This is a genomic window from Natranaeroarchaeum sulfidigenes, from assembly GCF_017094485.1.
Lineage (GTDB): Archaea > Halobacteriota > Halobacteria > Halobacteriales > Natronoarchaeaceae > Natranaeroarchaeum > Natranaeroarchaeum sulfidigenes.
In genome coordinates, this window is the sequence record NZ_CP064786.1 from 2201430 (window position 1) to 2223157 (window position 21728).

The 21728-nt window shown below is 63.0% G+C and carries 20 protein-coding genes; 10 read left to right on the top strand and 10 right to left on the bottom strand.

What is annotated here, in order from left to right; all coding sequences use genetic code 11:
* Positions 1–2 precede the first annotated feature (2 nt).
* The gene (locus tag AArcS_RS11350; protein WP_238477531.1) at positions 3–1589 is read left to right on the top strand and encodes a cobyric acid synthase; all 1587 of its coding nucleotides are present in this window, start codon (positions 3–5) and stop codon (positions 1587–1589) included.
* 185 nt (positions 1590–1774) lie between these two features.
* Here the strand turns inward: AArcS_RS11350 and AArcS_RS11355 are convergent, their stop codons facing one another.
* Complete coding sequence (locus AArcS_RS11355; protein WP_238477532.1) at positions 1775–2386, bottom strand: translation initiation factor IF-2 subunit beta; 612 nt, start codon at positions 2384–2386, stop codon at positions 1775–1777.
* Between the two features lie 165 nt (positions 2387–2551).
* Between AArcS_RS11355 and AArcS_RS11360 the strand changes: the two genes are divergently transcribed.
* Both AArcS_RS11360 and AArcS_RS11365 read left to right on the top strand, forming a co-directional pair.
* Entirely contained in the window at positions 2552–3790 is a 1239-nt protein-coding gene (locus AArcS_RS11360; RefSeq protein WP_238477533.1) for a mandelate racemase/muconate lactonizing enzyme family protein, read from the top strand.
* 214 nt (positions 3791–4004) lie between these two features.
* Complete coding sequence (locus AArcS_RS11365; protein WP_238477534.1) at positions 4005–5414, top strand: PAS domain-containing sensor histidine kinase; 1410 nt, start codon at positions 4005–4007, stop codon at positions 5412–5414.
* Positions 5415–5452: 38 nt separating this feature from the next.
* Here AArcS_RS11365 and AArcS_RS11370 read toward each other — a convergent pair whose 3' ends face one another.
* The 3 genes from AArcS_RS11370 to AArcS_RS11380 form a co-directional block, all read right to left on the bottom strand.
* Positions 5453–6022, bottom strand: a complete 570-nt coding sequence (locus AArcS_RS11370; RefSeq protein WP_238477535.1) for a hypothetical protein — start codon at positions 6020–6022, stop codon at positions 5453–5455.
* A complete protein-coding gene (locus AArcS_RS11375; protein ID WP_238477536.1) occupies positions 6022–7119 on the bottom strand; it encodes a DUF3179 domain-containing protein in 1098 nt (365 codons plus the stop codon). The genes AArcS_RS11370 and AArcS_RS11375 overlap by 1 nt, the downstream gene beginning before the upstream one ends.
* A gap of 93 nt (positions 7120–7212) precedes the next feature.
* On the bottom strand, positions 7213–7830 hold the full coding sequence (locus tag AArcS_RS11380; RefSeq protein WP_238477537.1) for a rubrerythrin family protein: 618 nt from the start codon (positions 7828–7830) through the stop codon (positions 7213–7215).
* An 81-nt stretch (positions 7831–7911) separates the two neighbouring features.
* Here AArcS_RS11380 and AArcS_RS11385 point away from each other — a divergent pair, with 81 nt between their 5' ends.
* Positions 7912–8433: a GNAT family N-acetyltransferase gene (locus tag AArcS_RS11385; protein WP_238477538.1), complete on the top strand. Its 522-nt coding sequence runs from the start codon at positions 7912–7914 to the stop codon at positions 8431–8433.
* Here AArcS_RS11385 and AArcS_RS11390 read toward each other — a convergent pair.
* The gene (locus AArcS_RS11390) at positions 8427–9293 is read right to left on the bottom strand and encodes a 2-oxoacid:ferredoxin oxidoreductase subunit beta (protein WP_238477539.1); all 867 of its coding nucleotides are present in this window, start codon (positions 9291–9293) and stop codon (positions 8427–8429) included. The genes AArcS_RS11385 and AArcS_RS11390 overlap by 7 nt on opposite strands.
* Entirely contained in the window at positions 9290–11044 is a 1755-nt protein-coding gene (locus tag AArcS_RS11395; RefSeq protein ID WP_238477540.1) for a 2-oxoacid:acceptor oxidoreductase subunit alpha, read from the bottom strand. Before AArcS_RS11395 ends, AArcS_RS11390 begins: the two co-directional genes overlap by 4 nt.
* A gap of 160 nt (positions 11045–11204) precedes the next feature.
* Here AArcS_RS11395 and AArcS_RS11400 point away from each other — a divergent pair, with 160 nt between their 5' ends.
* Entirely contained in the window at positions 11205–11837 is a 633-nt protein-coding gene (locus tag AArcS_RS11400; RefSeq protein ID WP_238477541.1) for an FAD-dependent oxidoreductase, read from the top strand.
* Positions 11838–11858: 21 nt separating this feature from the next.
* Here the strand turns inward: AArcS_RS11400 and AArcS_RS11405 are convergent, their stop codons facing one another.
* On the bottom strand, positions 11859–12305 hold the full coding sequence (locus tag AArcS_RS11405) for a glutaredoxin family protein (protein WP_238477542.1): 447 nt from the start codon (positions 12303–12305) through the stop codon (positions 11859–11861).
* Positions 12306–12402: 97 nt separating this feature from the next.
* Positions 12403–13272, bottom strand: coding sequence for a hypothetical protein (locus AArcS_RS11410; RefSeq protein ID WP_238477543.1), 870 nt, complete (start codon positions 13270–13272; stop codon positions 12403–12405).
* Positions 13273–13392: 120 nt separating this feature from the next.
* On the opposite strand from AArcS_RS11410, the gene lysA reads away from it, so the two are divergent.
* The 4 genes from lysA to AArcS_RS11430 all read left to right on the top strand — a co-directional run bounded on the left by lysA (position 13393) and on the right by AArcS_RS11430 (position 17002).
* The gene (gene lysA, locus AArcS_RS11415) at positions 13393–14628 is read left to right on the top strand and encodes a diaminopimelate decarboxylase (protein WP_238477544.1); all 1236 of its coding nucleotides are present in this window, start codon (positions 13393–13395) and stop codon (positions 14626–14628) included.
* Between the two features lie 41 nt (positions 14629–14669).
* Positions 14670–15068, top strand: a complete 399-nt coding sequence (locus AArcS_RS11420; RefSeq protein ID WP_238477545.1) for a DUF7383 domain-containing protein — start codon at positions 14670–14672, stop codon at positions 15066–15068.
* Positions 15065–16144, top strand: a complete 1080-nt coding sequence (locus tag AArcS_RS11425) for a M20/M25/M40 family metallo-hydrolase (RefSeq protein WP_238477546.1) — start codon at positions 15065–15067, stop codon at positions 16142–16144. The genes AArcS_RS11420 and AArcS_RS11425 overlap by 4 nt, the downstream gene beginning before the upstream one ends.
* A 72-nt stretch (positions 16145–16216) precedes the next feature.
* Positions 16217–17002, top strand: a complete 786-nt coding sequence (locus AArcS_RS11430; protein WP_238477547.1) for an SIMPL domain-containing protein — start codon at positions 16217–16219, stop codon at positions 17000–17002.
* 21 nt (positions 17003–17023) lie between these two features.
* Here the strand turns inward: AArcS_RS11430 and purB are convergent, their stop codons facing one another.
* On the bottom strand, positions 17024–18406 hold the full coding sequence (purB, locus tag AArcS_RS11435) for an adenylosuccinate lyase (RefSeq protein WP_238477548.1): 1383 nt from the start codon (positions 18404–18406) through the stop codon (positions 17024–17026).
* A 168-nt stretch (positions 18407–18574) separates the two neighbouring features.
* Between purB and purH the strand changes: the two genes are divergently transcribed.
* Complete coding sequence (purH, locus tag AArcS_RS11440; RefSeq protein WP_238477549.1) at positions 18575–20191, top strand: bifunctional phosphoribosylaminoimidazolecarboxamide formyltransferase/IMP cyclohydrolase; 1617 nt, start codon at positions 18575–18577, stop codon at positions 20189–20191.
* A gap of 95 nt (positions 20192–20286) precedes the next feature.
* On the opposite strand, the gene AArcS_RS11445 is transcribed toward purH, so the two are convergent.
* A complete protein-coding gene (locus tag AArcS_RS11445; protein ID WP_238477550.1) occupies positions 20287–21720 on the bottom strand; it encodes an ATP-binding response regulator in 1434 nt (477 codons plus the stop codon).
* Positions 21721–21728: the final 8 nt, after the last annotated feature.

Below are 21728 nucleotides of genomic sequence, written 5' to 3' on the forward strand. Positions count from 1 at the left end.
CGATGCGCGAGGACGTCGACGCGGAGCCGGCTGCGGTGGCCGAGGATCATACGAGAAACGCCCCCGACACCCCGACCCTCCTGATCGGCGGGACGGCCAGCCACGTCGGCAAGAGCACCATCGCTGCGGGGATCTGCCGGTATCTCGCCGATCGCGGTGTCGACGTCGCGCCATACAAAGCACAGAACATGAGCAACAACGCGCGGGTCGTGCCACGATCGAGGCAGGATGAGGATAGAGACGACCCGCCGGGAAGCGGCGAAATCGGTGTCTCCCAGTACGTCCAGTCCCGTGCGGCGCGTCGGCCTCCGACCACGGATGTCAACCCCGTCCTGTTGAAACCGCGTGGCGACGGCGAGAGCCAGCTCGTGATCGACGGCCGGGCGGTCGGCCACTACGCGGCCGGAGAGTACTACGACGAGCACTGGGATCGTGCGCGAACGGCGGCGGTCGACGCACACCGCCGGCTCGCCGACGACGCCGATCTGGTCGTCGCCGAGGGGGCGGGCGGGATGGGCGAGATCAATCTCCACCACCGGGATCTCGCGAACGTCGAGACGGCCCGGTTTGCCGATGCGACGATCCTCCTCGTCGCGGACATCGAGCGCGGCGGCGCGTTCGCCAGCCTCGTTGGGACGCTCTCGCTCCTTCCCGAGGACCTCCGCGAGCAGGTTGGCGGCGTCGTCATCACGAAGTTCCGGGGCGATCGCTCGATCCTCGAACCGGGAATCACGGAGTTCGAAGAGCGGACGGGAGTGCCGGTACTCGGCGTGGTCCCCTACGACGACCCCGGCCTGCCCGCCGAGGATAGCGTCTCGCTCCCCCCGGTTGGCGAGCACTCCCTGCGTGGTACCGGGGACGGCGTCCCGGACGACCGCGCGGTGACGATCGCCGTCCCGCGGCTGCCACGGATCTCGAACTTCACCGACCTGGAGCCGCTCGAACGCGAGTCCGGCGTCCGGGTATCGTACCGACCGCTCGATGCAGCCTACGGCGACGCCGACGCGCTGGTACTTCCGGGGACGAAAAACACCGTCGACGACCTGCTCGCGCTGCGGGATGCGGGCTTCGACGAGGAAATCCGGCGTTTTGAGGGCCCGATCGTCGGGCTCTGTGGCGGCTACCAGTTACTGGGCGAGCGGATCACGAACGCGGATATCGAGGGGACGGGCGAGCGAACGACAGTCGAGGGGCTTGGTATCCTTCCCGTTGAAACCGAGTTTTCTACAGAAAAACGCCTCGAACAGGCTACCGGGGAACTCATCGGCGTCGGTCCCCTCGACGGAGCGAGCGGTCCGGTGTCAGGGTACGAGATCCACATGGGGGAAACGACGCTCACGGACGCTGTCGAGCGGCCGTTTCCCGAAGCTGGGGCGGCAACCGAGAGCGTTCTGGGAACCTATCTCCACGGACTCTTCGAGAATCAGAACGTGCGGGACGTGTTCATCGACTCGGTCTTCGACGCGGCAGGGATCGACCGGGCCGCAGACGACCCCTCCGAGCAGACCAGTTACGACCGTGCTGCAGCGTTGATCGAGGAGTTCCTCGCGCTCGACGAACTCGGCGGATTGCAGGTACCGGAAGGGTAATTAAACACCCAGCATTCGACGAGTATCGTGACAGGGAGAGGCCGCAAGCTTTAGTATATTGGATGGGCAGGATAGCGTGTGGTCGTTACGGTCCCGTCACACGATGCGGCCACGCTCCGTATGCTGACCGTTCCCCACGCGGTTTTGCGGGTCGTTGACCCGTGAAACCTCTCCCCCTTTCGAACCTAGTTCGCTAGCCGTGAGAACGCGAGCGTTCCGCTGATGTTTTTGATATAGACCTCGACCACGTCCCCTTCCTCCGCGCCGGGGACGAAGATCGTGTACTTGCCTTTTTCGGCCACACCGTCGCCTTTCCGCCCTGTTCCGGTGATCTTGACCTGGTAGGTCTTGCCCTCCTCGACGGCGGCCGTCGAGACGTTGCTGCTCGTACTGGAGCGTTTCGAGACCGGCCGGAACGCACCACAGGCGTCACAGCGAAGCATCGGCGTCCGGTCCTCGCGCACGAGTCGGGTGTCCGGCAGTCCACACTCGGTACAGGTGACGTACTCGTCGGTATACTTTGCGACCGCGGCGTCGAAGTCGCCGTCGGAGAAGCTGCCGTTGTATCGACCACGTCCTTCCTCGAAGGTTCCGCTGGTACCGAGCTCGCGCTGGACGAACCGGTGGAGGTGTTCTGGGTCCCGGGAGAGCGTGTCCGCGATGTCGGAGAGGTTCGTAAACCGCGTGAATGCACCGTCTTTCTGCGCCGTCGCGTCGGGAATCGAGAGCCGCTCGTCGCTGCCGCCGATATCGGGCGTCTCCTCGATGGCCCGATCCAGACTGTCTTCGTAATCCATACTCGAATCCAGCGTGTCGAAACGTAAAGCGCGTTCGGTACGGGGTATTCGGCCACTCGGGGCACAAGCTCCAGAGAGATACAAGGGTGGTCGAGACGTGTTCGAACCGAACGTGCTCGCGGGCATATCTCAAGGTTTTACTGTATGCTTAGTAAAGCACGGAGCATGGGTGTCAATTACGGCGACCTGCACGATCCGAATGCGGAGTACACGATGCGCGATCTCTCTTCTGAAACGATGGGAGTGACGAATGAACGAGGCGGCGGTCGCGACGTCGAGATTACCGATATCCAGACGACGATGGTCGATGGCAACTTCCCGTGGACCCTCGTCCGAATCTACACTGACGCCGGGATCGTCGGCACCGGCGAGGCTTACTGGGGTGCTGGTACACCGGAACTGATCGAGCGGATGACCCCGTTCCTGCAGGGGGAGAACCCGCTAGATATCGATCGGCTCACGGAACATCTCACCCAGAAGATGTCCGGCGAGGGATCGATCGGCGGCGTCACAGTCACCGCCATCTCCGGCATCGAGGTCGCGCTGCACGACCTCGCAGGGAAGATTCTCGAACTCCCAGCGTACCAGCTTTTGGGCGGCAAGTACCGCGACGAGATGCGTGTCTACTGTGACTGCCACACCGAGGAGGAGGCCGACCCGATCGCCTGTGCCGACGAAGCCGAACGCGTCGTCGAGGAACTCGGCTACGACGCCCTGAAGTTCGATCTCGACGTCCCGTCGGGCCACGAGAAAGACCGGGCGAACCGTCACCTTCGCGAGCCCGAAATCGACCACAAGGTCAGCATCGTCGAGGCCGTCACCGAGCGCGTCGGATCGCGTGCGGACGTCGCGTTCGACTGTCACTGGACGTTCTCGGGCGGGAGCGCGAAGCGCCTCGCCAAAGCGCTCGAACCGTACGACGTCTGGTGGCTCGAAGACCCAGTCCCGCCGGAGAACCACGACGTCCAGCGCGAGGTCACGCAGTCGACTTCGACGCCGATCACCGCCGGGGAGAACGTCTACCGTAAACACGGCCAGCGCCGACTCATCGAGGAACAGGCCGTCGACATGATCGCCCCGGATATGCCGAAGGTCGGCGGGATGCGTGAAACTGTAAAAATCGCCGACAAGGCCGACATGTACTACATGCCGGTGGCGATGCACAACGTCGCCTCGCCCGTCGCGACGATGGCGAGCGCCCACGTCGGTGCGGCGATCCCGAACTCGCTGGCCGTCGAGTACCACTCCTACGAACTCGGCTGGTGGGAGGATCTCGTCGAGGAGGATGTCATCGAGGACGGCTACATCGAGATTCCCGAAAAGCCGGGTCTGGGTGTCACCCTCGACATGGACGTCGTCGAGGAGAAGATGGTCGACGGGGAGGAACTGTTCGACGAAGCGTAAGCCGAAGTCGAGATAGCCACTCTTTGACGTGCAGGGATTGGTCACGAAGCAGCAGAAACTGAGACGACTTCTTAACTACAGCTTTCGAAGTGTTTCACTACAGAAAGCGAAGTAATACAGTACAAGTTTTGAAGTATTGATCGCAAAGGGACCTGACCGTCGAAACAGTCAGTCCGGCACCACTCTTATACAGCCCCCACGGCAATGTGGTAGTATGCCCCGGTCGCTGGATCTGTCCGGTCAATCGCTTCTCGCGTACACGCAGGACAAGGTCGCGCTCGTCGACGAGTCCGGGGAGTTCGGCTACATCAACGATGCGGCAAAACAGTTACTCGGCTACGATCCGGAGTCTCTGGTCGGCGAGGACGCGTTCGAGTATATCCATTCCGACGATCGGAAGGCGGCACGGGCGTGTTTCGAGCGGGTCATTACGAGCGAAGACCCAACTACCGAGACTGTTCGGTATCGGTTTCGGTCGGCAGACGACTCGTGGATCTGGATGGAGAGTCGCTTCTCGAACGTCACGGACGATAGTCTGGGCGGCTACGTTGTGAGTTCTCGCGACGTTACGGCTAAGGTTCAGGCGGAGCACAAGCGCGAGACGGCCGAGAGCCGCTTACGGGAGATCGCCAACACGATCAGCGATCCTGTCTGGATGTTCTCGGAGGACTGGACGGAGCTCCTGTTCGTCTCGCCAGCCTACGAGGAGACCTACGGCCAGCCAATCGAACGGATACGAGAGGACCCACTGGCCTTCCTCGATACGATCCATCCCGACGACGTGCCCTGTGTAGAGGATGCGATGGAGCGACTATCAGCGGGCGAATCGGTTAGCTTCGAACACCGAGTGAATCCAGAACACAATTACGACACCTACGTCTGGGTACAGGGCGAACCGGTCGTCGAGGACGGCGCGGTCCGTCGAATCGTCGGGTTCACTCGTGATATCACGGACCGTCATCGACGGGAACGACAGCTCGCCGTCATGGACAACCTGTTGCGCCACAACCTTCGGAACGATCTGTCGGTCATTCTCGGAAACGCCGATCTGATCGAGCGGGAGGGTGACGAGGAGATGGCGGGTCGTGCGAAGATCATCCGCCAGTTCGGTAACGACCTGCTTGCGAGCGCGGAGAAGCAACGAACCATCATCGACCTCCTGACAGGGATTCAGCGGCCGAAAAGGGTCGACGTTGTTGACGCCATCGAGCAGGCTGTGAGCGTCGTGTCCGCGGAGTACCCGGATGCGACCGTCCGGGTAGCTGCCCCACATGCTGCCGAGGTGCAGGGGCTGTCCGAGTTGAAAGCCGCCTTCATCGAACTACTGGAGAATGCACTGAAACACGACGTGACAGAGCACCCGGCTGTCGACGTCGAGATTAGTGTTGAGGAAGAACACGTCGTGGTTCAATTTGTCGACACCTGTCCGCCGATCCCCGACGAGGAGTACCGTGTCCTGACGGGCGAAAAAGAGATGACTGAGGTCTATCACAACACCGGGCTCGGTCTCTGGCTGGTCTACTGGGCGGTTGATCTCTCCGGCGGGCGAATCACGTTCGAGCGGACGGAGACTGGCAACGGTATCACCCTTCGACTGCCACGGCCCACCGAACGTAGTGACTGACCCCAAGCACGGGTAGGCTTTCCGTTCACCCCACTGTGCTAGAGGGTCGGATCGATCTTCCCGCCGAGATAGACGAGCGACCCAACCAGCAAGACGATCCCGATCGGTAACAGCCACGTCATCGCCGTGAGCAACAGCCCGCTGGCCTGAATTCCGAGAACGATCAGTACGACCGGCGCACAGCAAGCGCTCCCCGAGAGCAGGGCGGGGATCGAAGCGAGCACGCCGGATCCCGCGCCGATCCCACAGGAACGAGGCTGTGTGATCACCAGATAGCTGAGCGCGATGTTGACACCGACCAGTGTGGCGAGACCGATACCGAGTAGCGTGTTCAGCGGCGAGAACAGCAGTCGGAACGGCTCCAGATCGACGAATGCGATGGCCTCGAACGAGGCCGGTCCAGTCCGCGTGAGCATGTGGGTGAGCGGCTCCTCTACCGGCACGTCGATACCGACGCCGACACCGTGCCTGATCGACAGATCACCGATCGCGTACAGGTACCCGAACAGATACACCACGCTGACGGCGAGGGTGACCACCAATGAGCGCGGCCGGGTGAGTGCGGCCCGGATCGCCCCTGCGGTCATCGAGAGCCGCTGGAGAGCCACTAGTCGTAGACCTCCGTCCCCGGGTAGATGCCGGTCCACGCGAACCACATCGCGTCGAGTCGGAGGGACCGATCTAGCGGGAGTTCGTCGGGAGCGTGGACAGTGCCGTCCCCGCGGAGTTCGCCGTCCGTGTACTCGAAGGTCCGTTCGTCGGGGTTCTCGTAGACGTAGCCGGTATCAAGCCGTGGGTCGTAGACGCCGAGGTACGATCCGTCCCCGACGGAAAGGTCGATGAGCTCCTGCTCGCGCAGGAGCTCTTTTCGGATTGCCAGCGGGCCGTCGGGCGTTCGCGCGCAGATGAATATCGTCTTCGCCTGGTGACGATCGTCGCTCACGACTGGCGCGAACATGGGGCCGCCGTCATCGTAGTAGCCAGTTGTCGGATTGTAACTGCCGGAGTACGGGTCGTTGCCATAATCCCGGACGTAGCCAGTGTCATCGGTGAGCACCTGTGTCTCCGGATGGTGATCGCGCCACAGTTCCCAGGTCGTCCAGACGACCGGAAACTCCTGTAATGAACGACCATCGTGGGGACCGTCGATCGCGACTGCCGGGACCTGTGGCCACCAGCTTTCGGCCTCCCGGTCGTACATGATGAGGTTGCTGTTGACCAGTTGCCCGGAGACGCCAAACTCCGTCCCGCCGCGGTAGAACCCCTGTGCAGTCCCGGTCAGCGGACAGTAGGTGACGCTGACGGGTTCGCCGCCGATCTCCGTATTGACGATCTCGTGATAGACGAGTATCTTTCGAGGGTACGCTGCGGTCTCTCCGTTCAGCTCCACGCCGAAGACGATATCTTCGTCCGCCGGCGTCTCATCGCTTCCCGCGTCCGTGTAGACGGGCTCGTCGATCGACGGGATACCGTCCTGTGGGACGCCCCCATTGGCTACCTCCTGACGCAGCGCGGCCGTCGAGTGAGCCATCTCGATAGGCGGCTCGGTTGTCGGGGGGTCCTCGGGTGGGTCCTCATCCCGACTGTCCGGCTCGGAAACGTCGTCCGCGGAGCCGAGGCCGCCGTCTTGCCGGTCCAGACAGCCAGCGAGGGCGGCGACCGCACCGGCGGCGAGGGCACGGCGCCGCGTAAGTTCCGGGGGCATACAACCCACTTTGGGAGACATCACTATCAGCAGTGCCCTCGCGTGCGTATTCAATGCACACCCGAGACCGGTGAGACGCGCCCGGACTGCCGGTTAGCTCTCGCTCGACTCTTCTCCCTCGGTCGCCGCGAGCGAGTCGACGTAGTCCTCGTGGGCGACCCGAATCACGTAGCTTGCTGCCATCTCGGCGCGGTCCCAGCCCTCACCAGTACAGAGCGTATCCAGCAGGGAGACGCCAGTGTGAAGGGTCGCTTCGGTTTCGTCCCGTAGCTCGACGAACAGCGCCGCTCGCTCGCCCTCGAAGTACTCGATCAACCGGGCGTGAGTCCGCAGGCTAACGAGCGACCGGCCGACCATCCCTGTGGCGACCCGCTGAATCGTCTCCTCTCGCCCGCGGAGATACGCATGTAGCGGGCCGCCATCGGCGGGCTCGTAGCCCGGCGGGAGCTCGGTCGCAACTAGCTGGTAGTGGCGTTGCTCCTGCTGGGCGCTATCCTCGAAGGCATCGCGTGCAGCGGCGTCCTGCTCGGTCTCGGCCCACTGCTCGAACGTTCGCTGGGCGGCGTGTTCGCTGTTGGCCGCCGCTTCGAGTAGCGGGGGTGGCGTCGGGTTGCCCTCCGCGAGCGCGACGAGCAGTTCCGGCGAGTCGAGTGCGTCCAGCTTCTCGGCGTGCTCCCGTTCGAGTCGGTCTCGAAAGGCGTCGCCGTCCATGGGCCTCGCTATGGGACAGAATCGTTTGAACGTTCGTGTGCTGCCCCCATGGTTTTGCCAGTGGAGTGTGAGTTGCCCGATATGGCTGCTGTGACGATTCGCGATGCCGTTCCCGCCGATGTCGAGGGAATCACCCGCGTCGCCGAGCAGGGCTGGACGACCGCCTACAACGAGGTGCTCGACGACGCGACCATCGAGGCGGCGCTGGCGGAGTGGTACGACCCGTCGCTGACCCGCGAACGTATCGCGGACGACGACGTGACGTACCTCGTCGCCGTGCAGGGCGATACTGTGGTCGGCTACGCCAGCGGCGCTGCGGTCGACGACGCGGTCGTCGGTCTCGGATCGATATACGTCCTGCCGGATCACTGGGGCGAGGGGATCGGGACCACGCTGCTCTCGGAGTTCGAGACGCGGTGGGCGACTCACGGCTACAACGTGATCCAGCTATACGCCCTCGCGGACAACGATATCGGCCAATCGTTCTACCGGGCCCGGGGCTACGAGGCCGTCGACACTCGTGAGACGGACCTGTTCGGGGAGACAGTGACGGATCGTCAATACCGCAAGGAGTTACAGGAACGAAAGCAGCCGACTCAGTAAAACTCCCGAACCAGGTCCATCGCGCCCTCGGGCGCGCCGTCGGGAATGTCGGCCTTGTTCGCCTCGACGCCGTGGCGCTCGTTGTACGGTACCGAGTTTTCGTCCTGATAGAGCACGCCCATGTACTCCTTGTCGGCGTCCGTGATCGCGTCTTTGGCCTGCTCGCGATCCGTGGGATCGTAGTCGTCGTCATCGGCGACGTCGACCAGCGAGTCGCGGAAGTAATCGTAGGTGTCGACGTCGTTGAACGTCACGCAGGGGCTGAAGACGTTGACGAAGCCGAAGCCGTCGTGTTCGACGGCTTTCTGGACGATCTCGGCGTGACGCAGGGCGTCGGAACTGAACGACTGGGCGATGAAGGATGCACCCGAGGCCAGCGCCAGAGCAAGGGGGTTGACCGGAGGCTGTTTCGAGCCATCCGGCGTGGTCGAGGTCTCGAAGTCCTCTCGACTCGTCGGCGAGGCCTGTCCCTTGGTCAGCCCGTAGATGCGGTTGTCCATCACGACGTAGGTCATGTCGACGTTCCGTCGGACTGCGTGGACGAAGTGACCGGCACCGATCGAGTAGCCGTCGCCGTCGCCGCCAGCGACCATCACTTCGAGGTCTGGGTTGGCGATCTTGACGCCGGTGCCGACCGGCAGTGCGCGGCCGTGGACGCCGTGCAGCGCATAGCTGTGCATGTACGTCCCGATCTTGCCGGAACAGCCGATCCCGGCGACCACGAACGTGTTGTCCGGGTCGTTGCCGGTGTTGGCCAGGGCTTTCATCATGCCGTTCATCGTGCCGAAGTCCCCACATCCGGGACACCAGGTCGGCTGCTTGTCGGATTTGAAGTCTGTGAATCGAACGTCGGAACTCATGCTGTCACCTCCGTATCGGCGGCGAGCGCCCCCTTGATCTCCTCGGCCAGCTCGTCGGCCTTGAATCGCACGCCAGTGTACTTGTTGATCCGCTGTACTCTCGTCAGGACGTCGTGTTCGATCAGATCGGCGAACTGCCCGGTTTTGTTACACTCGACCACGATGACGTCCTCGGCCGCTTCGACCTCCTCCGTGAGGTCCGGCCGCGGGAAGATATACGGCACCGAGAGCACGCGGACGTCGATGCCCTCGTTCTCCAGAATATCGAGCGCCTCGACGAGCGCACCCTCGTTCGAGCCCCACGAGATGACGAGCGTCTCTGCCGCTGGGTCGCCGAACTCGCGGTAATCGAACGTCTCGCGTTCCCGTGCGGTCTCGACTTTCCGCTGCCGTTTGTCGACCTGCTTGACGCGCATGTCTGTACTCTCGGTTCGGCGACCGAGTTCGTCGTGTTCGAGACCGGTCGACATATGCGCGCCGTCGGCCGTCCCCGGGAGCGAACGGGGGCTAATTCCGTCCTCGGTGTCGGCGTGCGCGCGGAACCGGCCCTCCTCATCGAGCCACTCGTCGACGGTTTCGTCGTCGACGACCTTGCCGCGCTCGACCTCGACCTCGTCCATGTCGAACTCCATCGGATCAAACGTCTCCTCGGTGACTGCAAGCGCGAGGTCCGAGACGAGATAGACCGGAAGCTGGTACTTTTCGGCGAGGTTGAACGCCTCAACCGTTTTGTGGAAACACTCGGAGATCGTCGTCGGCGCGACGACGAAACGCGGTACCTCGCCGTGCCCGCCGTACAGCGTCATGTTCAGGTCGCCCTGCTCCTGTTTGGTCGGCATCCCAGTCGAGGGGCCCGACCGCATCACGTCACAGATCACCAGCGGTGTTTCGCTGGTCGCGGCGAGGCCGAAAGTCTCGGCCATCAGGTCGATACCCGGCCCGGACGTCGCCGTCATCGACCGGGCACCAGCGCGGGCCGCCCCAAGTGCCATGTTGATCGCCGACAGCTCGTCTTCGGCCTGAATGACGTGGCCGCCATACTGCTCGATTCGGCCGATCAGATAGTGCATCACGTCCGTCGCGGGGGTAATGGGGTAGCCAGCGTAGAACCGACAGCCGGCAGCGATCGCACCCATACCGATCGCCTCGTCGCCGTTGAGCAGGACGTAGTCGTTGTCGGTCGTCTCCAGCTCGTAGTCGAACTCGCCGTAGTTCTCCCGGACGTGATCCCGCCCCAGACGAGCTGCGTCCTTGTTGTTTTCGACGATCTTCGAGCCCTTGTCGCCGAAGCGTTTTTCGAGGGACTCGTCGAGGTTCTCGATTGGGAACGAGGCGATCTCACAGGCCGCACCGAGCGCGACGGTGTTCGCCATAATTGCTCCGCCAGCGTCCTCGGCAAGCGATTTGAGGGGGACGCTCACACCGGTGATCTCGTCGGGGATCTCCGCCTCCCACGAGCGCTCGCCGTCGTAAATGATGACGCTCTCCTCGTGGAGTTCGTCGAGGTTCTCGTCGATCGTTCGCTGTGTCAGTGCCACCAGCAGATCTAACCGGTCGACGACGCTCTGGACCTTCTCCGTCGACGTTCGAATCTTGTAGGCCGTGTATCCCCCGCGAATACGGGACGCGAAGTCCTTCGACGTAAAGACGTGACGGCCAGCGCGCGACAGCGCCTGAGCGAAGATTTTCCCGGTAGAGTCGATCCCATCACCGGCTTCTCCGCCGATCGCCCAGTTCAGATCTGATGGCATGTATTGAGACCCGAGTTGTCTGCGACACGGCAAAAGCCTTCTGAAACACCTACCCAATAATTTATGTGGAATCGGTCTCTGGCCAGCTCCGTGTTGCGAGAACGGACCGCAACAATGCTTCAAACACAACCCATTAGGACCCGAGCACCGTAGTTTACCCATGGACGAGATCGAGGTCGCGGTTCGTGCAGTCACCACTGTCGGACCGGAGACGATCGCTCTGGAACTCGAAACGCCCACCGACTTCGACGCGAAGCCCGGTCAGTTTGTCAGGCTCTACGGTACCGTCGACGGCGAGGAGATCGCTCGCTACTACACGCTCTCGTCGCCCGATGTCGAGGAGACCTTCGAGATCACCGTCGGAGTCGACCCCGAGGGGGATCTCTCACCGTGGCTGGCCGATCGAGAAGTGGGCGACACGTTGCGGATTGAGGGGCCCTTCGGGAGTGTCGCATACGAGGACGGGGATGTCGTTGTACTCGCTGGGGGTCCTGGTGTCGGACCTGCTGTCGGGATCGCCGAGGCAGCCGTTGAGACGGGCAACGACGCAGCGATCGTGTATCAGGACGACGTACCAGCCCACGAGCAGCGTCTGGACGCGCTGGTCGAGGCCGGTGCGGACGTCACGATCATCGGTGAGGGGACGGAGGCGTTCGCCGCTGCCGTCGCGTCGGTCGTCGACGAGGGGCAGCTGTACGTGTTCGGCTTCCAGTCGTTCGTCGAGGCGGCCCGGGACGCGGTCACCGATGCCGGGGGGGACTTCGATGCTGCAGCGGTCGAAAGTTTCGGGTGACCCCTGGACTGACCGCCCCCATCACACGACAGCAGGTGGCTGACAGCCCGACTCCTCCCGACAGTCCGATAGCTTGGCCCGGATAGCGTCCCTGATATCTGATGAGTCCCCGATCCAGTGCTCACTCCCGATCACCGTCGTCGGGACGGCCTCCCGCTGGATGTTGTGCTCGTCGATGACGTCGTTAAACAGCTCTCTGTTTTCGGCATCGTTGTACACCTCCAGCGCAACGACATCCGTTTCGGAGGTCGCAGCAATCTCGTCGATAAACCCCTTCTGATCGTCACAGACGGGGCAGCCGTCCCCCCAGAACCAGTACACGACCACCGCGGCATCCGCACTTTCGGGCGAGGTTACCGCCTGCTCGGGCGTCTCGCCACCGTCTCCGAGACAGCCAGCGAGACCTGCCCCCAGACCTACCGTTCCACACAGCCGTAACACTGCTCGCCGCGATCGTAGACTGGTCATACACTCGGCTTCGAACATAGCTCATAAATCGATTTCGGCGTCGACCAATCGATTCCGGATGCGACCGTCAGTCGCAGGCGTGCCCACGTCGCTATCATCAACCCGATATGTCGACTACGGATCCATCGATGACGACGATTACCACTGTCAGTAGCACCGATAGGAGGACGACTGAGAGGGTCATGCTCACACTCTCCAGAATGTCAGGATAGACGAGAATGCTGCCACCGAGAAACAGCATCATGACTCCTGCAAACAGTTTGAGAACGCGTCCACGGGATTCGCCGTATTCGACACGACGCATGGTCGTAACTGCGGCGAGAAACACCAGAAGCTCCAGGGAGAGATACGTGAGTACGTAGGTCGACAGGAGTCCGACGTACGACACGCCACTCACGTTCGCTTCGACGACGAGGCTGGACCAGATGAGTGGGAACCCTGCTGTACAGGGCAGTTCGATCAGCGCAACGCCCCCCGCAAACAGCGCAGTGAACACGACAGTGGTTATCGTCCCGTCGCTCCGGATCAGTTCCCGCGTACGGGCGACGATCCGTGGTTTCACGCGATCGGGAATCGTCAGCGAGACCCCCCGCCCGAACGCGATGTACTCTTTGAGGCTCACCACGGCAAACGCGAAGGCAACCGTCGCGACGACGTACCGAATAACGTCCAGATGGGCAACGTAGTGAAACGCACTGAGCAGCCCGGCGATAAACAGTCCGTAGATCCCAGCAGTGACGAGGAGAAACGTCGTCCCGACGAGGACTACCTTGCTCCTGCCGGAGTGGCTAACGAGACCGATCAGAACGACCAGCACCCACAGCGAGCAGGGGTTAAAACCGTCGACGAGCGCAATGAGGATCGTCGAAAGCACGACCGAGTGCTCTTCGAGATCGACCTCCCCAACTATCGGGACGTTCACGACTTCCGCGAGGATCAATCCAGTAACGATCGGATCGACTGGCACTGTCGGAAAGGCGGGCTGTATTCCCACTTAGCGTTACTGGTGATTCTCCCTCGGTGAGACGCGAAGGATCGGGGCCGCCGAACCAGAACATTCAGGGCCGCGACGGCCAACTGACGGGTAATGACCGACCATGCCGACTCGCCGCCGATCCGGCGGCTGGCCGACTGGGACGCCGATCTGCTCACACGGCTCGCGACCGAACACGGAACACCCCAGTACGTGATGGATCTGGATCGCGTAAAGCAAAACTACGCCCGCTTTTCGGCGGCGTTTCCCGGCGCCCACGTGATGTACGCGGCGAAAGCTCACACCGGGAGCGCCGTCCTCGAAGCCTTACTGGAGGTCGGTGCGGACATCGAGTGCGCCGCGTGGGGCGAACTCCAGCGCTCGATCGAGGCGGGCGCTGATCCGAACACGCTCCAGTACACTGCGGTCAACCCGCCGGACCACGACCTCGATTACGCCGTCGACCTCGCCGAGGACGCACCGGGGCTCACGATTACGATCGGCGCAAGAGACACGCTCGATCGGCTGGCCGAGCGGGGCTACGACGGACGGGTCGCCATCCGGATCAATCCCGGCATCGGGACCGGCCACCACGAGAAGGTCGCCACGGGCGCTGACGCGAAGTTCGGTATCCCCTACGAGCAGGTCCCCGAGGTCGCAGACCGCGTTCGAGAGGAGTTTGATCTTGTCGGCCTGCACGCCCACGCGGGCAGTGGTGTTCTGACCGACGGCCTCGAAGACCACTGCAAAGCCATCGAGCGCGTCGGCGAGATGGCGCGACGGGTTGGCGACGACGAGCTGGAGTTCGTCGATGTCGGGGGGGGCTACGGCGTCCCCTATCGCGAGGAGGAACCGCCGCTCGATCTGGACGTCGCCAGCGAGATGGTCCGCGATGCGGTCGGCGAGCTCGATGCGACGCTCAAACTCGAACCGGGCCGCTACATCGTCGCGGACGCCGGGCTGATCCTCACCACTGTAAACACGATCAAGGAAGCGCCCGATACCACAGTGGTCGGCGTCGACGCCAGCCTCGCAACGCTGGTTCGCCCGGCGATGTTCGGCTCGTATCACCCGATGTACAACGTCTCCGCGCCCGAGCGAGATCCTCACGAGGTGACCGTCGGCGGTCCCGTCTGTACCAGCGCGGACGTCTTTGCCCACGACCGACCCATCGCGCGACCCGAGCGCGACGACGTGCTCGCCATCGGGAACGCTGGCTCCTATGGGTACGAACTCGCGAGCCAGTTCCACTCCCAGCCACGTCCGCCCGAGATCGCACTCGAAGATGGTGAGGTCCGCGTTGCTCGCCGCCGTGAGACGCTGGACGACGTGACCCGCGTCGAGCAGTAACGAACGCAAGCTGCTTTTGACCGCGGTGCCAACCGTGGAACATGACTGACTACCGGGCGAACTACGCGCTCTGTTCCATCAACGAGTATCTCGGCCCCGACGAGGGGAGTCTCGATCTTTCGTGGGCGACGTTCGGCGGCAACCGGACGTCGGAATACGAGTTTTCCGTCCCAGTGGAGGACGTGACCGACGTGTACGTCGAGCTACAGGCTTACGACGTCGGAGCCTTCGGCCACGAGATCGTCCTTAACGGCGAGGCCCTCGGCGGGTTCGACATCCCACCGGGCAGCGGGTGGCAGTACTGGATGGATAGTCCCGCAGAGATGCCGCTACAGGCCGGCGAGAACACGCTGCGCATCCGCCGCGACGAGGACAGCAGGGACGCGTTCGCGATCGGGACCGTCGTCGTCAACTGGAAGGAGGTTCGGGAAAGCGAATGAGCTTCGACATCGAACGGTTCCACGCCGACGCAGTACAGACGCCCTCCCACGAGTCCGTCGCCGAGATGCGTGAGTTGCTTGTCGAACAGCTCCGTGTCGCGGGCCACGAGCCCGAAGTAGACGACCTTGGAAACGTCGTCGCGACGCGAGGAGCCGACGCTGGCCCACACATCGTCCTGAACACTCACATGGACACCGTCCCACCACACCTGCCCTACGACCGGGACGGGGACATCGTCCACGGGCGCGGCGCCTGCGACGCGAAAGGCCCACTCGCAGCCCTGCTCGCCGCCTTTCTAGAGGTGAAGGTCGACGGTGGGCGACTCACGCTGGCGATTACACCGGACGAGGAGACCACGCAAACGGGCGCGAAGGCGCTGAGCGAGCGCCTCGACGCGGACGCCTACATCGTTGGCGAGCCGACGGGCCTCGACGTCTGTATCGGCGCGCGTGGCCAGTGCGAGGGTCGGATACTGATCGAGGGGGAGAGCGGACACGCCGCAGATGTCGACCGATCACGAAACCCGATCCACGCCGTTGCGACGGTACTCCGGGCACTGGAGACCTACGACGAGGCCGAGGGGCCGGACGATGATCCGGTGCTCGGCGAGCCGAAACTGACGCCCACGGTACTCGCTGGCGGCAACGCGCCGAACCGCGTGCCCGACCGGGTAACGATCACGTTCGACCGTCGGAACGTGCCACCCGAGACCAGCGAGACGTTCGCGGCCGGGCTACAGACCCACCTCGATCACCACCTCACCGAGCCGATCACAGCCAGGGTCGAGTTGATCCGACCCGACACGCCGTTTCCCGATCCCTTTGTCACCGACGAGGAAGCCCCGCTCGTCGAGCGGCTTCGAGCGGCGAGTGGCGGCGAGGTCCGGGCGTTCGGCGCTGCCACCGAGGCATCGTACTTCGCCCGCGACGCCCCGACTGTGGTGTTCGGTCCCGGCGTGCTTGCCGACGAGGACGGAGCAGTAGCACACTCCGAGCGCGAGTACGTCTCGCTGGAGGAGGTTCACGCGGCGAGCGATGCAGTCACTGAGACGGTCGAGTCGCTTCTCGGCGAGTAAGCCGACGAGAAGACTACAATCAGCGTTTGAGCCTACGGCAGTTTAACTGTGCTACCAGTTCTCGCTACGCGTATGCAACGACGCAAACTACTGCTCGCGAGCGGTGCAGTGGCATCGACCGCGCTTGCCGGCTGCCTCGGCGGCTCCGATGCCGAGGAAGAACCCGGCGACGACACCGACAGCTCCGAGCGAACGATCACGGTCTCGGAATCCGGTGAGGTACATGCCGACCCCGACCTTGCAGTCTTGCAGGTCGGAGTCGAATCTACTGGTGACGACGCCGAGGCCGTCCGGGACGACCTCGCCGAGCGCGGCGACGCTCTCTACGACGCGCTCGTGGCATACGGGATCGACGAAGAGGAGATTACGACCGATCAGTTCCGGATCCGCGACCAGATCGACCACGAGCAGATGCGCGAGGACGGCGTCGAACCGGACTCCGAGGAGGAGGTCGAACCGTACGTCTACTACGTCGGCACTCACGCCTATCGCGTCGAGGTCCACGCGGTCGACGACGCGGGGGACGTGGTCGACACGGCGGTCGACGCGGGAGCGGATACGGTCGGCCGGATCGAGTTCACGCTCTCGGAGGAAAAGCAAGAGGAGCTACGACAGGGCGCGCTAGAAGAAGCAATCGAGGACGCCGACGCGGAGGCCGAGTTCATCGCCGATCAGGTCGACGCCACGGTGGTGGAGGCGAAACACGTCGACACGTCAGGCGGCGACGTCAGCCCGGTCCACGAGGAGTACGACGTTGCGGAAGACGACGACGCCGCAGATACGGCACCCGAAACCACGCTCGAACCGGACGACGTGACGGTAAGTGCGTCCGTCGATATTAGATACGAGATGGAGTGAGCAGTCCGGACGACGGCTCGCTTACTCGACGTCGTCGACGAGTCGATCAGCGATCCCGACGTAGGTTTCCGGCGAGAGCGCCTTCAGCTCGGCCTCGACGTCGTCGTCGATATCGAGCTCCTCGAACAGCGCGCGGAAGTCCTCGATCGTCACACGTTCGCCGCGGGTGAGGGCTTTGACCTGTTCGTAGGCGTCCTCGTGGCCCTCACGCCGCAGGATCGTCTGGACGGCCTCGCCGATGATTTCGGGCGTGTTCCGGAGCTCATCGCGCATGACCTGCTCGTTGGGGGCGACCTTGTCGAGGCCGGTCTGGAGCTTGGTGTAGCCGATCAGACAGTGGGCGAGCGCGCCGCCGATGTTGCGCTTGACGGTCGAATCGGAGAGATCGCGCTGGAGCCGCGAAGTCGTGATGTAGTCGGCGAGAAACTGGAGATCGGAGTTCGCCTTCGAGAGGTTCCCCTCACTGTTCTCGAAGTCGATCGGGTTGACCTTGTGGGGCATCGTCGAGGAGCCGGTTTCACCCTCGGTCGTCTCCTGTCCGAGATAGCGATCGGAGATGTAGAGCCACATGTCGTGATCCAGATCGAGGATGATGGAGTTCGCTCGGCGAAGCGCGTCGAAGAGCGTGGCGAGATCGTCACAGGGGTTGACCTGCGTCGTCGGCGAGACGTACTCCAGATCCAGTCCGGTGACAAAGCGCTCGGCGACCCCACGCCAGTCGATATCGGGGTAGGCCGCGACGTGAGCTGCGTAGGTGCCGCTTGCCCCGCCGAGCTTTCCGGCGAGGTTCTCGGTCGCTCGCTGCACCTCCGAGATAGCGCGGCCGAGTCGGGCAGCGTAGACGGCCATCTCCTTGCCGAAGGTCGTCGGCGTCGCGGGCTGGCCGTGGGTCCGGGCCAGCATCGGGAGGTCCCGGTACTCCCGGGCGAGTTTCGTGAGATCGTTACGCGCGCTCAGCAGTTCGGGGAGCACGACCTCCTCCATCGCGTCGCGGACGAGCAGTCGGTGGGCGACGTTGTTGACGTCTTCGCTCGTCAGCCCGAAGTGGATCCACGGTGAGATGTGTGCAATGTCCTCGGAGAGTTCGTGACGAATAAAGTACTCGACGGCTTTGACGTCGTGGTTCGTCGCGTCGAACCCGGCGTAGCCTTCGGTTTCGAGCTTCTTGATGATGTTTGCATCTTCTTCACTGAACGTCTTATACAGCGACCGGAGCTGCTGGCGTTCTTGTGTGCCAAGCTGGAGATCGATCCCCTCTGTGTCGGCGAGCGCAATGAGATACTCGACTTCGACGCGGACGCGCGCTCGCATCAGGCCTGCTTCGCTGGCATAGGGTGACAGCGGTGCGGTGCGACCGGCGTAGCGACCGTCGAGCGGCGAGACGGCGTACAGGGATTCTGTCATGCGAAATGCTGGCCCGGCCGAGAGCAAAAGCGTGTCGGAACGGAGAGCCACAGATGTGAACAGATCAGGTCTAACATCGGAGGATACAGGCGAAATATATACATGTATATGGATACTCTGGCCGGTCGTATCGCAACTACTTTTGTCGACGCGCTCGCTCTCTCAGCTATGACACGGATCGCGGGCATGGCGAGCAATCGTGGCCGAAACCTCATGCACATCGCGGATATCGCGCCGGGCGGCGCGGAGTTCGCGGTCGTCCTGACCAACGATGCCGACGCGCCGGTCGTGAAAAAAGCCGAGAAACGCGGGATTCCTACCGAAGTCGTCGAACGCGAGGACGGCGAGAGCCGGCAGGACCACGAGGCGCGCATCAACAACGCGCTGGCCGAGCACGAGTTCGATCTCGTCTGTCTCGACGGCTACATGCGGATCCTCACCGACGAGTTCCTCGACGTACAGCCGACGACGCTGAACGTCCACCCGTCCCTGCTTCCTGCATTCCCCGGCATGGACGCGTGGGGCGACGCGCTGGATTCGGGCGTCTCCGTTTCGGGCTGTACGGTCCACGTTGTCACCGACGCGACCGACGACGAGGGCGAGGTCGTCGAGAGCGAGGTCGACGGCGGCCCGGTCGTCACCCAGGAGCCGATCCCCGTCTACGAGGGCGACGACGAGGAGACGCTTTCCGAGCGAATCCTCTATCAGGGCGAGTTTTCCGCCTACCCGCGTGCGGTGCGCTGGATCGCCGAGGGGAGCGTCGACGTCAACCTCGACGCTGGCGAGGTCACGGTAGCCTCGGATACGGCTGAACAGCTCCCTCGGCGTCACGTCGAGACCGCCGATCGGGCGGCCGAACTCCGCTACGGGGAGAACCCTCATCAGGACGCCGCCGTCTACGTCGACAACACCTGCGAGGAGGCCAGTATCGTCGGCGCGCCGCAGCTGAACGAGGGCGCGAAGGCGATGTCGTACAACAACTACAACGATACGGATGCCGCACTCGGCATCGTCAAGGAGTTCGACGAGCCGGCCTGCGCGATCATCAAACACACGAACCCGGCCGGCTGTGCGACCGCGGACTCCCTTGCGGAGGCCTACGAGCGCGCGCTCTCGACCGACGCGAAAAGCGCGTTCGGCGGCATCGTCGCCCTGAACCGGGTCTGTGACGTCGATACTGCCGAGCAAGTCGTCGACTCGTTCAAGGAGGTCGTCGTCGCGCCGGGCTACACCGACGACGCGCTCGACGTCCTGACCGAAAAAAAGAACCTGCGTGTCCTCGACGTCGGCGAACTCGGCGAGGGTCACGAACCGCTCACGCAGAAGGACCTCGTTGGCGGGCGACTGATCCAGCAGCGCGACGACCAGAAACTCTCCGCCGAGGATCTGGAGATCGTCACCGAGCGCGAGCCGACCGACGAGCAGATCGACTCGATGCTGTTTGCCTGGCAGACGATCAAACACGTCAAATCGAACGCGATCCTCTTCGCCAGCGGTACCGAGACCGTCGGCGTCGGTGCGGGACAGGTCTCCCGGGTCGATGCCGTCGAGATCGCCACAATGAAAGCCGAGCGCGACGCCGAAGGCAAGTCCGCCGAGGGCGCAGTGATGGCCTCGGACGCCTTCTTCCCGTTCCCGGACGGGATCGAGAAAGCCGCAGATGCGGGTATCGAGGCCGTGATTCAGCCCGGTGGGTCAGTCAACGACGAGGACGTCATCGAGGCGGCCGACGAACACGACATCGCGATGGTGATGACCGGTCAGCGGTGTTTCCGCCACGATTGAACGGAGTGATTGAGTGCCTACGGCTCGAAAGACGACCGGAGAGAGTCTTTCGGTGTTTCCGCCACGAATAGTTCGGAAACTCGAAATCACCTGCCTCACTCCGATTCGATCGAGAGTGAATCGATTCCGGTGATCTCGAAGCGAGCGCCGCCGCTGGAACTTTCGGTTGCCACAATTTCCCAGCCGTGTGCATCGACGATCTGGTCAACGATTGCCAGCCCGAACCCGCTCCCGTGCTGTGAATCGGTGTGTCCGCGCTCGAAGATGACCTCCCCTTTGCCAGCGGGGAGTCCGACTCCGTCGTCCTCGACGTAGAATCCATCGCCGTCGTCGAGCAACCCAACCGTTACCCTCACACCCTCGCCCCCGTGGTCGGTCGCGTTCCGTAACAGGTTCTCCAGCGCCTCGCGCAGCCGTGAGGGGTCACACTCGAGCGTTGCGCTGCCCTGGATATCGAGGCGTGTTGCATCCAGAACAACGTTTCGAGCCCCCGACTGGACGAGTTCTTCGAACCCGACCTGTGATCGTTCGTCGATCGTCTCGCCTTCCTTTGCGAGCGCGAGCAGTTCGTCGATGAGCACGGCCATCTCGGAGACTGCCTCCGACGCAATGTCGAGATACTGGCTGTCACACTCCTCACGTGCGAGGTCGATGTTCCCATCGGCAATGTTGAGGGGGTTACGCAGATCGTGTGCGACCGTCGAGCTGAACTGCTCTAGCTGTTCGTTTTTGAGAACGAGGCTTTTCTCGTGCGATTTCTGCTCGGTGATATCGCGGGTAAATCCGGCAACATAGTCCAGGTCGCCGTTCTCGTCGAATCCCGGCCGGCATCGTGATTCGACCCACAGACGAATATCGTCGGAGTAGTTCACCCGATATTCAATCTGTAGTGGCTCTCCATCCGAAACCCGGTGCATTGCTCGCTGCACGCGGTCCCGATCGTCCTCTACCACCTGCGCGAGAAATGACTGGGGATCAGCGCGAAGCTCCTCGATCGAGTGGCCAAATGTCTCCTCGTAGGCGGAACTGGCAAACCGAAGCTCCGACCAGTCTGCCGAGAACACCCAGAGAACATCTTCGGTCGTCTCGGCGATATCCCGGAGCTGTCGATTCGTATACTCCGCCGCTCGACGTGCACGGATGTGCTCGACGTGGGTCGTGATCTTGTTGGCAAGCAAAGTAGACTGGTTGCCGATCGTCTCCTGGATGATATAATCGGTGACGCCAGCGCTGATACTCTCGCTCGCAACGGATTCGTCGCCCGTTTCGGTGAACAGTATAAACGGGATCTCGTCGTCCTCCGCACGGACGGTCCGGAGAAAATCGAGCCCGTTTCGGTCGGGCATGTGGTAGTCGCTCAGAATGCAGTCGACGTCGTCGGTTCGAAGGATCGAAAGCCCGTCTTCGACGGATTCAGCCCTGTGGATCGTCAGATGGTCTCGTTCCCGTTCGAGACGTGTGCTGACCAGCCGAAGCAGTTCGGGGTCGTCGTTGACGTACAGAACGGAAATCGGCTCGTTCGTCGTCACTGTGTGGT

Bases quoted from the DNA above. Each gene is read 5' to 3' on its own strand.
- AArcS_RS11400 (WP_238477541.1), top strand. From the start codon at position 11,205: ATGGACGAGATCGAGGTCGCGGTTCGTGCAGTCACCACTGTCGGACCG.
- AArcS_RS11385 (WP_238477538.1), top strand. From the start codon at position 7,912: ATGGCTGCTGTGACGATTCGCGATGCCGTTCCCGCCGATGTCGAGGGA.
- AArcS_RS11405 (WP_238477542.1), bottom strand. From the start codon at position 12,305: ATGACCAGTCTACGATCGCGGCGAGCAGTGTTACGGCTGTGTGGAACG.
- purH (WP_238477549.1), top strand. From the start codon at position 18,575: ATGACACGGATCGCGGGCATGGCGAGCAATCGTGGCCGAAACCTCATG.
- AArcS_RS11420 (WP_238477545.1), top strand. From the start codon at position 14,670: ATGACTGACTACCGGGCGAACTACGCGCTCTGTTCCATCAACGAGTAT.
- AArcS_RS11425 (WP_238477546.1), top strand. From the start codon at position 15,065: ATGAGCTTCGACATCGAACGGTTCCACGCCGACGCAGTACAGACGCCC.
- AArcS_RS11355 (WP_238477532.1), bottom strand. From the start codon at position 2,386: ATGGATTACGAAGACAGTCTGGATCGGGCCATCGAGGAGACGCCCGAT.
- lysA (WP_238477544.1), top strand. From the start codon at position 13,393: ATGACCGACCATGCCGACTCGCCGCCGATCCGGCGGCTGGCCGACTGG.
- AArcS_RS11380 (WP_238477537.1), bottom strand. From the start codon at position 7,830: ATGGACGGCGACGCCTTTCGAGACCGACTCGAACGGGAGCACGCCGAG.
- AArcS_RS11365 (WP_238477534.1), top strand. From the start codon at position 4,005: ATGCCCCGGTCGCTGGATCTGTCCGGTCAATCGCTTCTCGCGTACACG.
- AArcS_RS11350 (WP_238477531.1), top strand. From the start codon at position 3: ATGCGCGAGGACGTCGACGCGGAGCCGGCTGCGGTGGCCGAGGATCAT.
- AArcS_RS11395 (WP_238477540.1), bottom strand. From the start codon at position 11,044: ATGCCATCAGATCTGAACTGGGCGATCGGCGGAGAAGCCGGTGATGGG.
- AArcS_RS11375 (WP_238477536.1), bottom strand. From the start codon at position 7,119: ATGCCCCCGGAACTTACGCGGCGCCGTGCCCTCGCCGCCGGTGCGGTC.
- AArcS_RS11430 (WP_238477547.1), top strand. From the start codon at position 16,217: ATGCAACGACGCAAACTACTGCTCGCGAGCGGTGCAGTGGCATCGACC.
- AArcS_RS11360 (WP_238477533.1), top strand. From the start codon at position 2,552: ATGGGTGTCAATTACGGCGACCTGCACGATCCGAATGCGGAGTACACG.
- purB (WP_238477548.1), bottom strand. From the start codon at position 18,406: ATGACAGAATCCCTGTACGCCGTCTCGCCGCTCGACGGTCGCTACGCC.
- AArcS_RS11390 (WP_238477539.1), bottom strand. From the start codon at position 9,293: ATGAGTTCCGACGTTCGATTCACAGACTTCAAATCCGACAAGCAGCCG.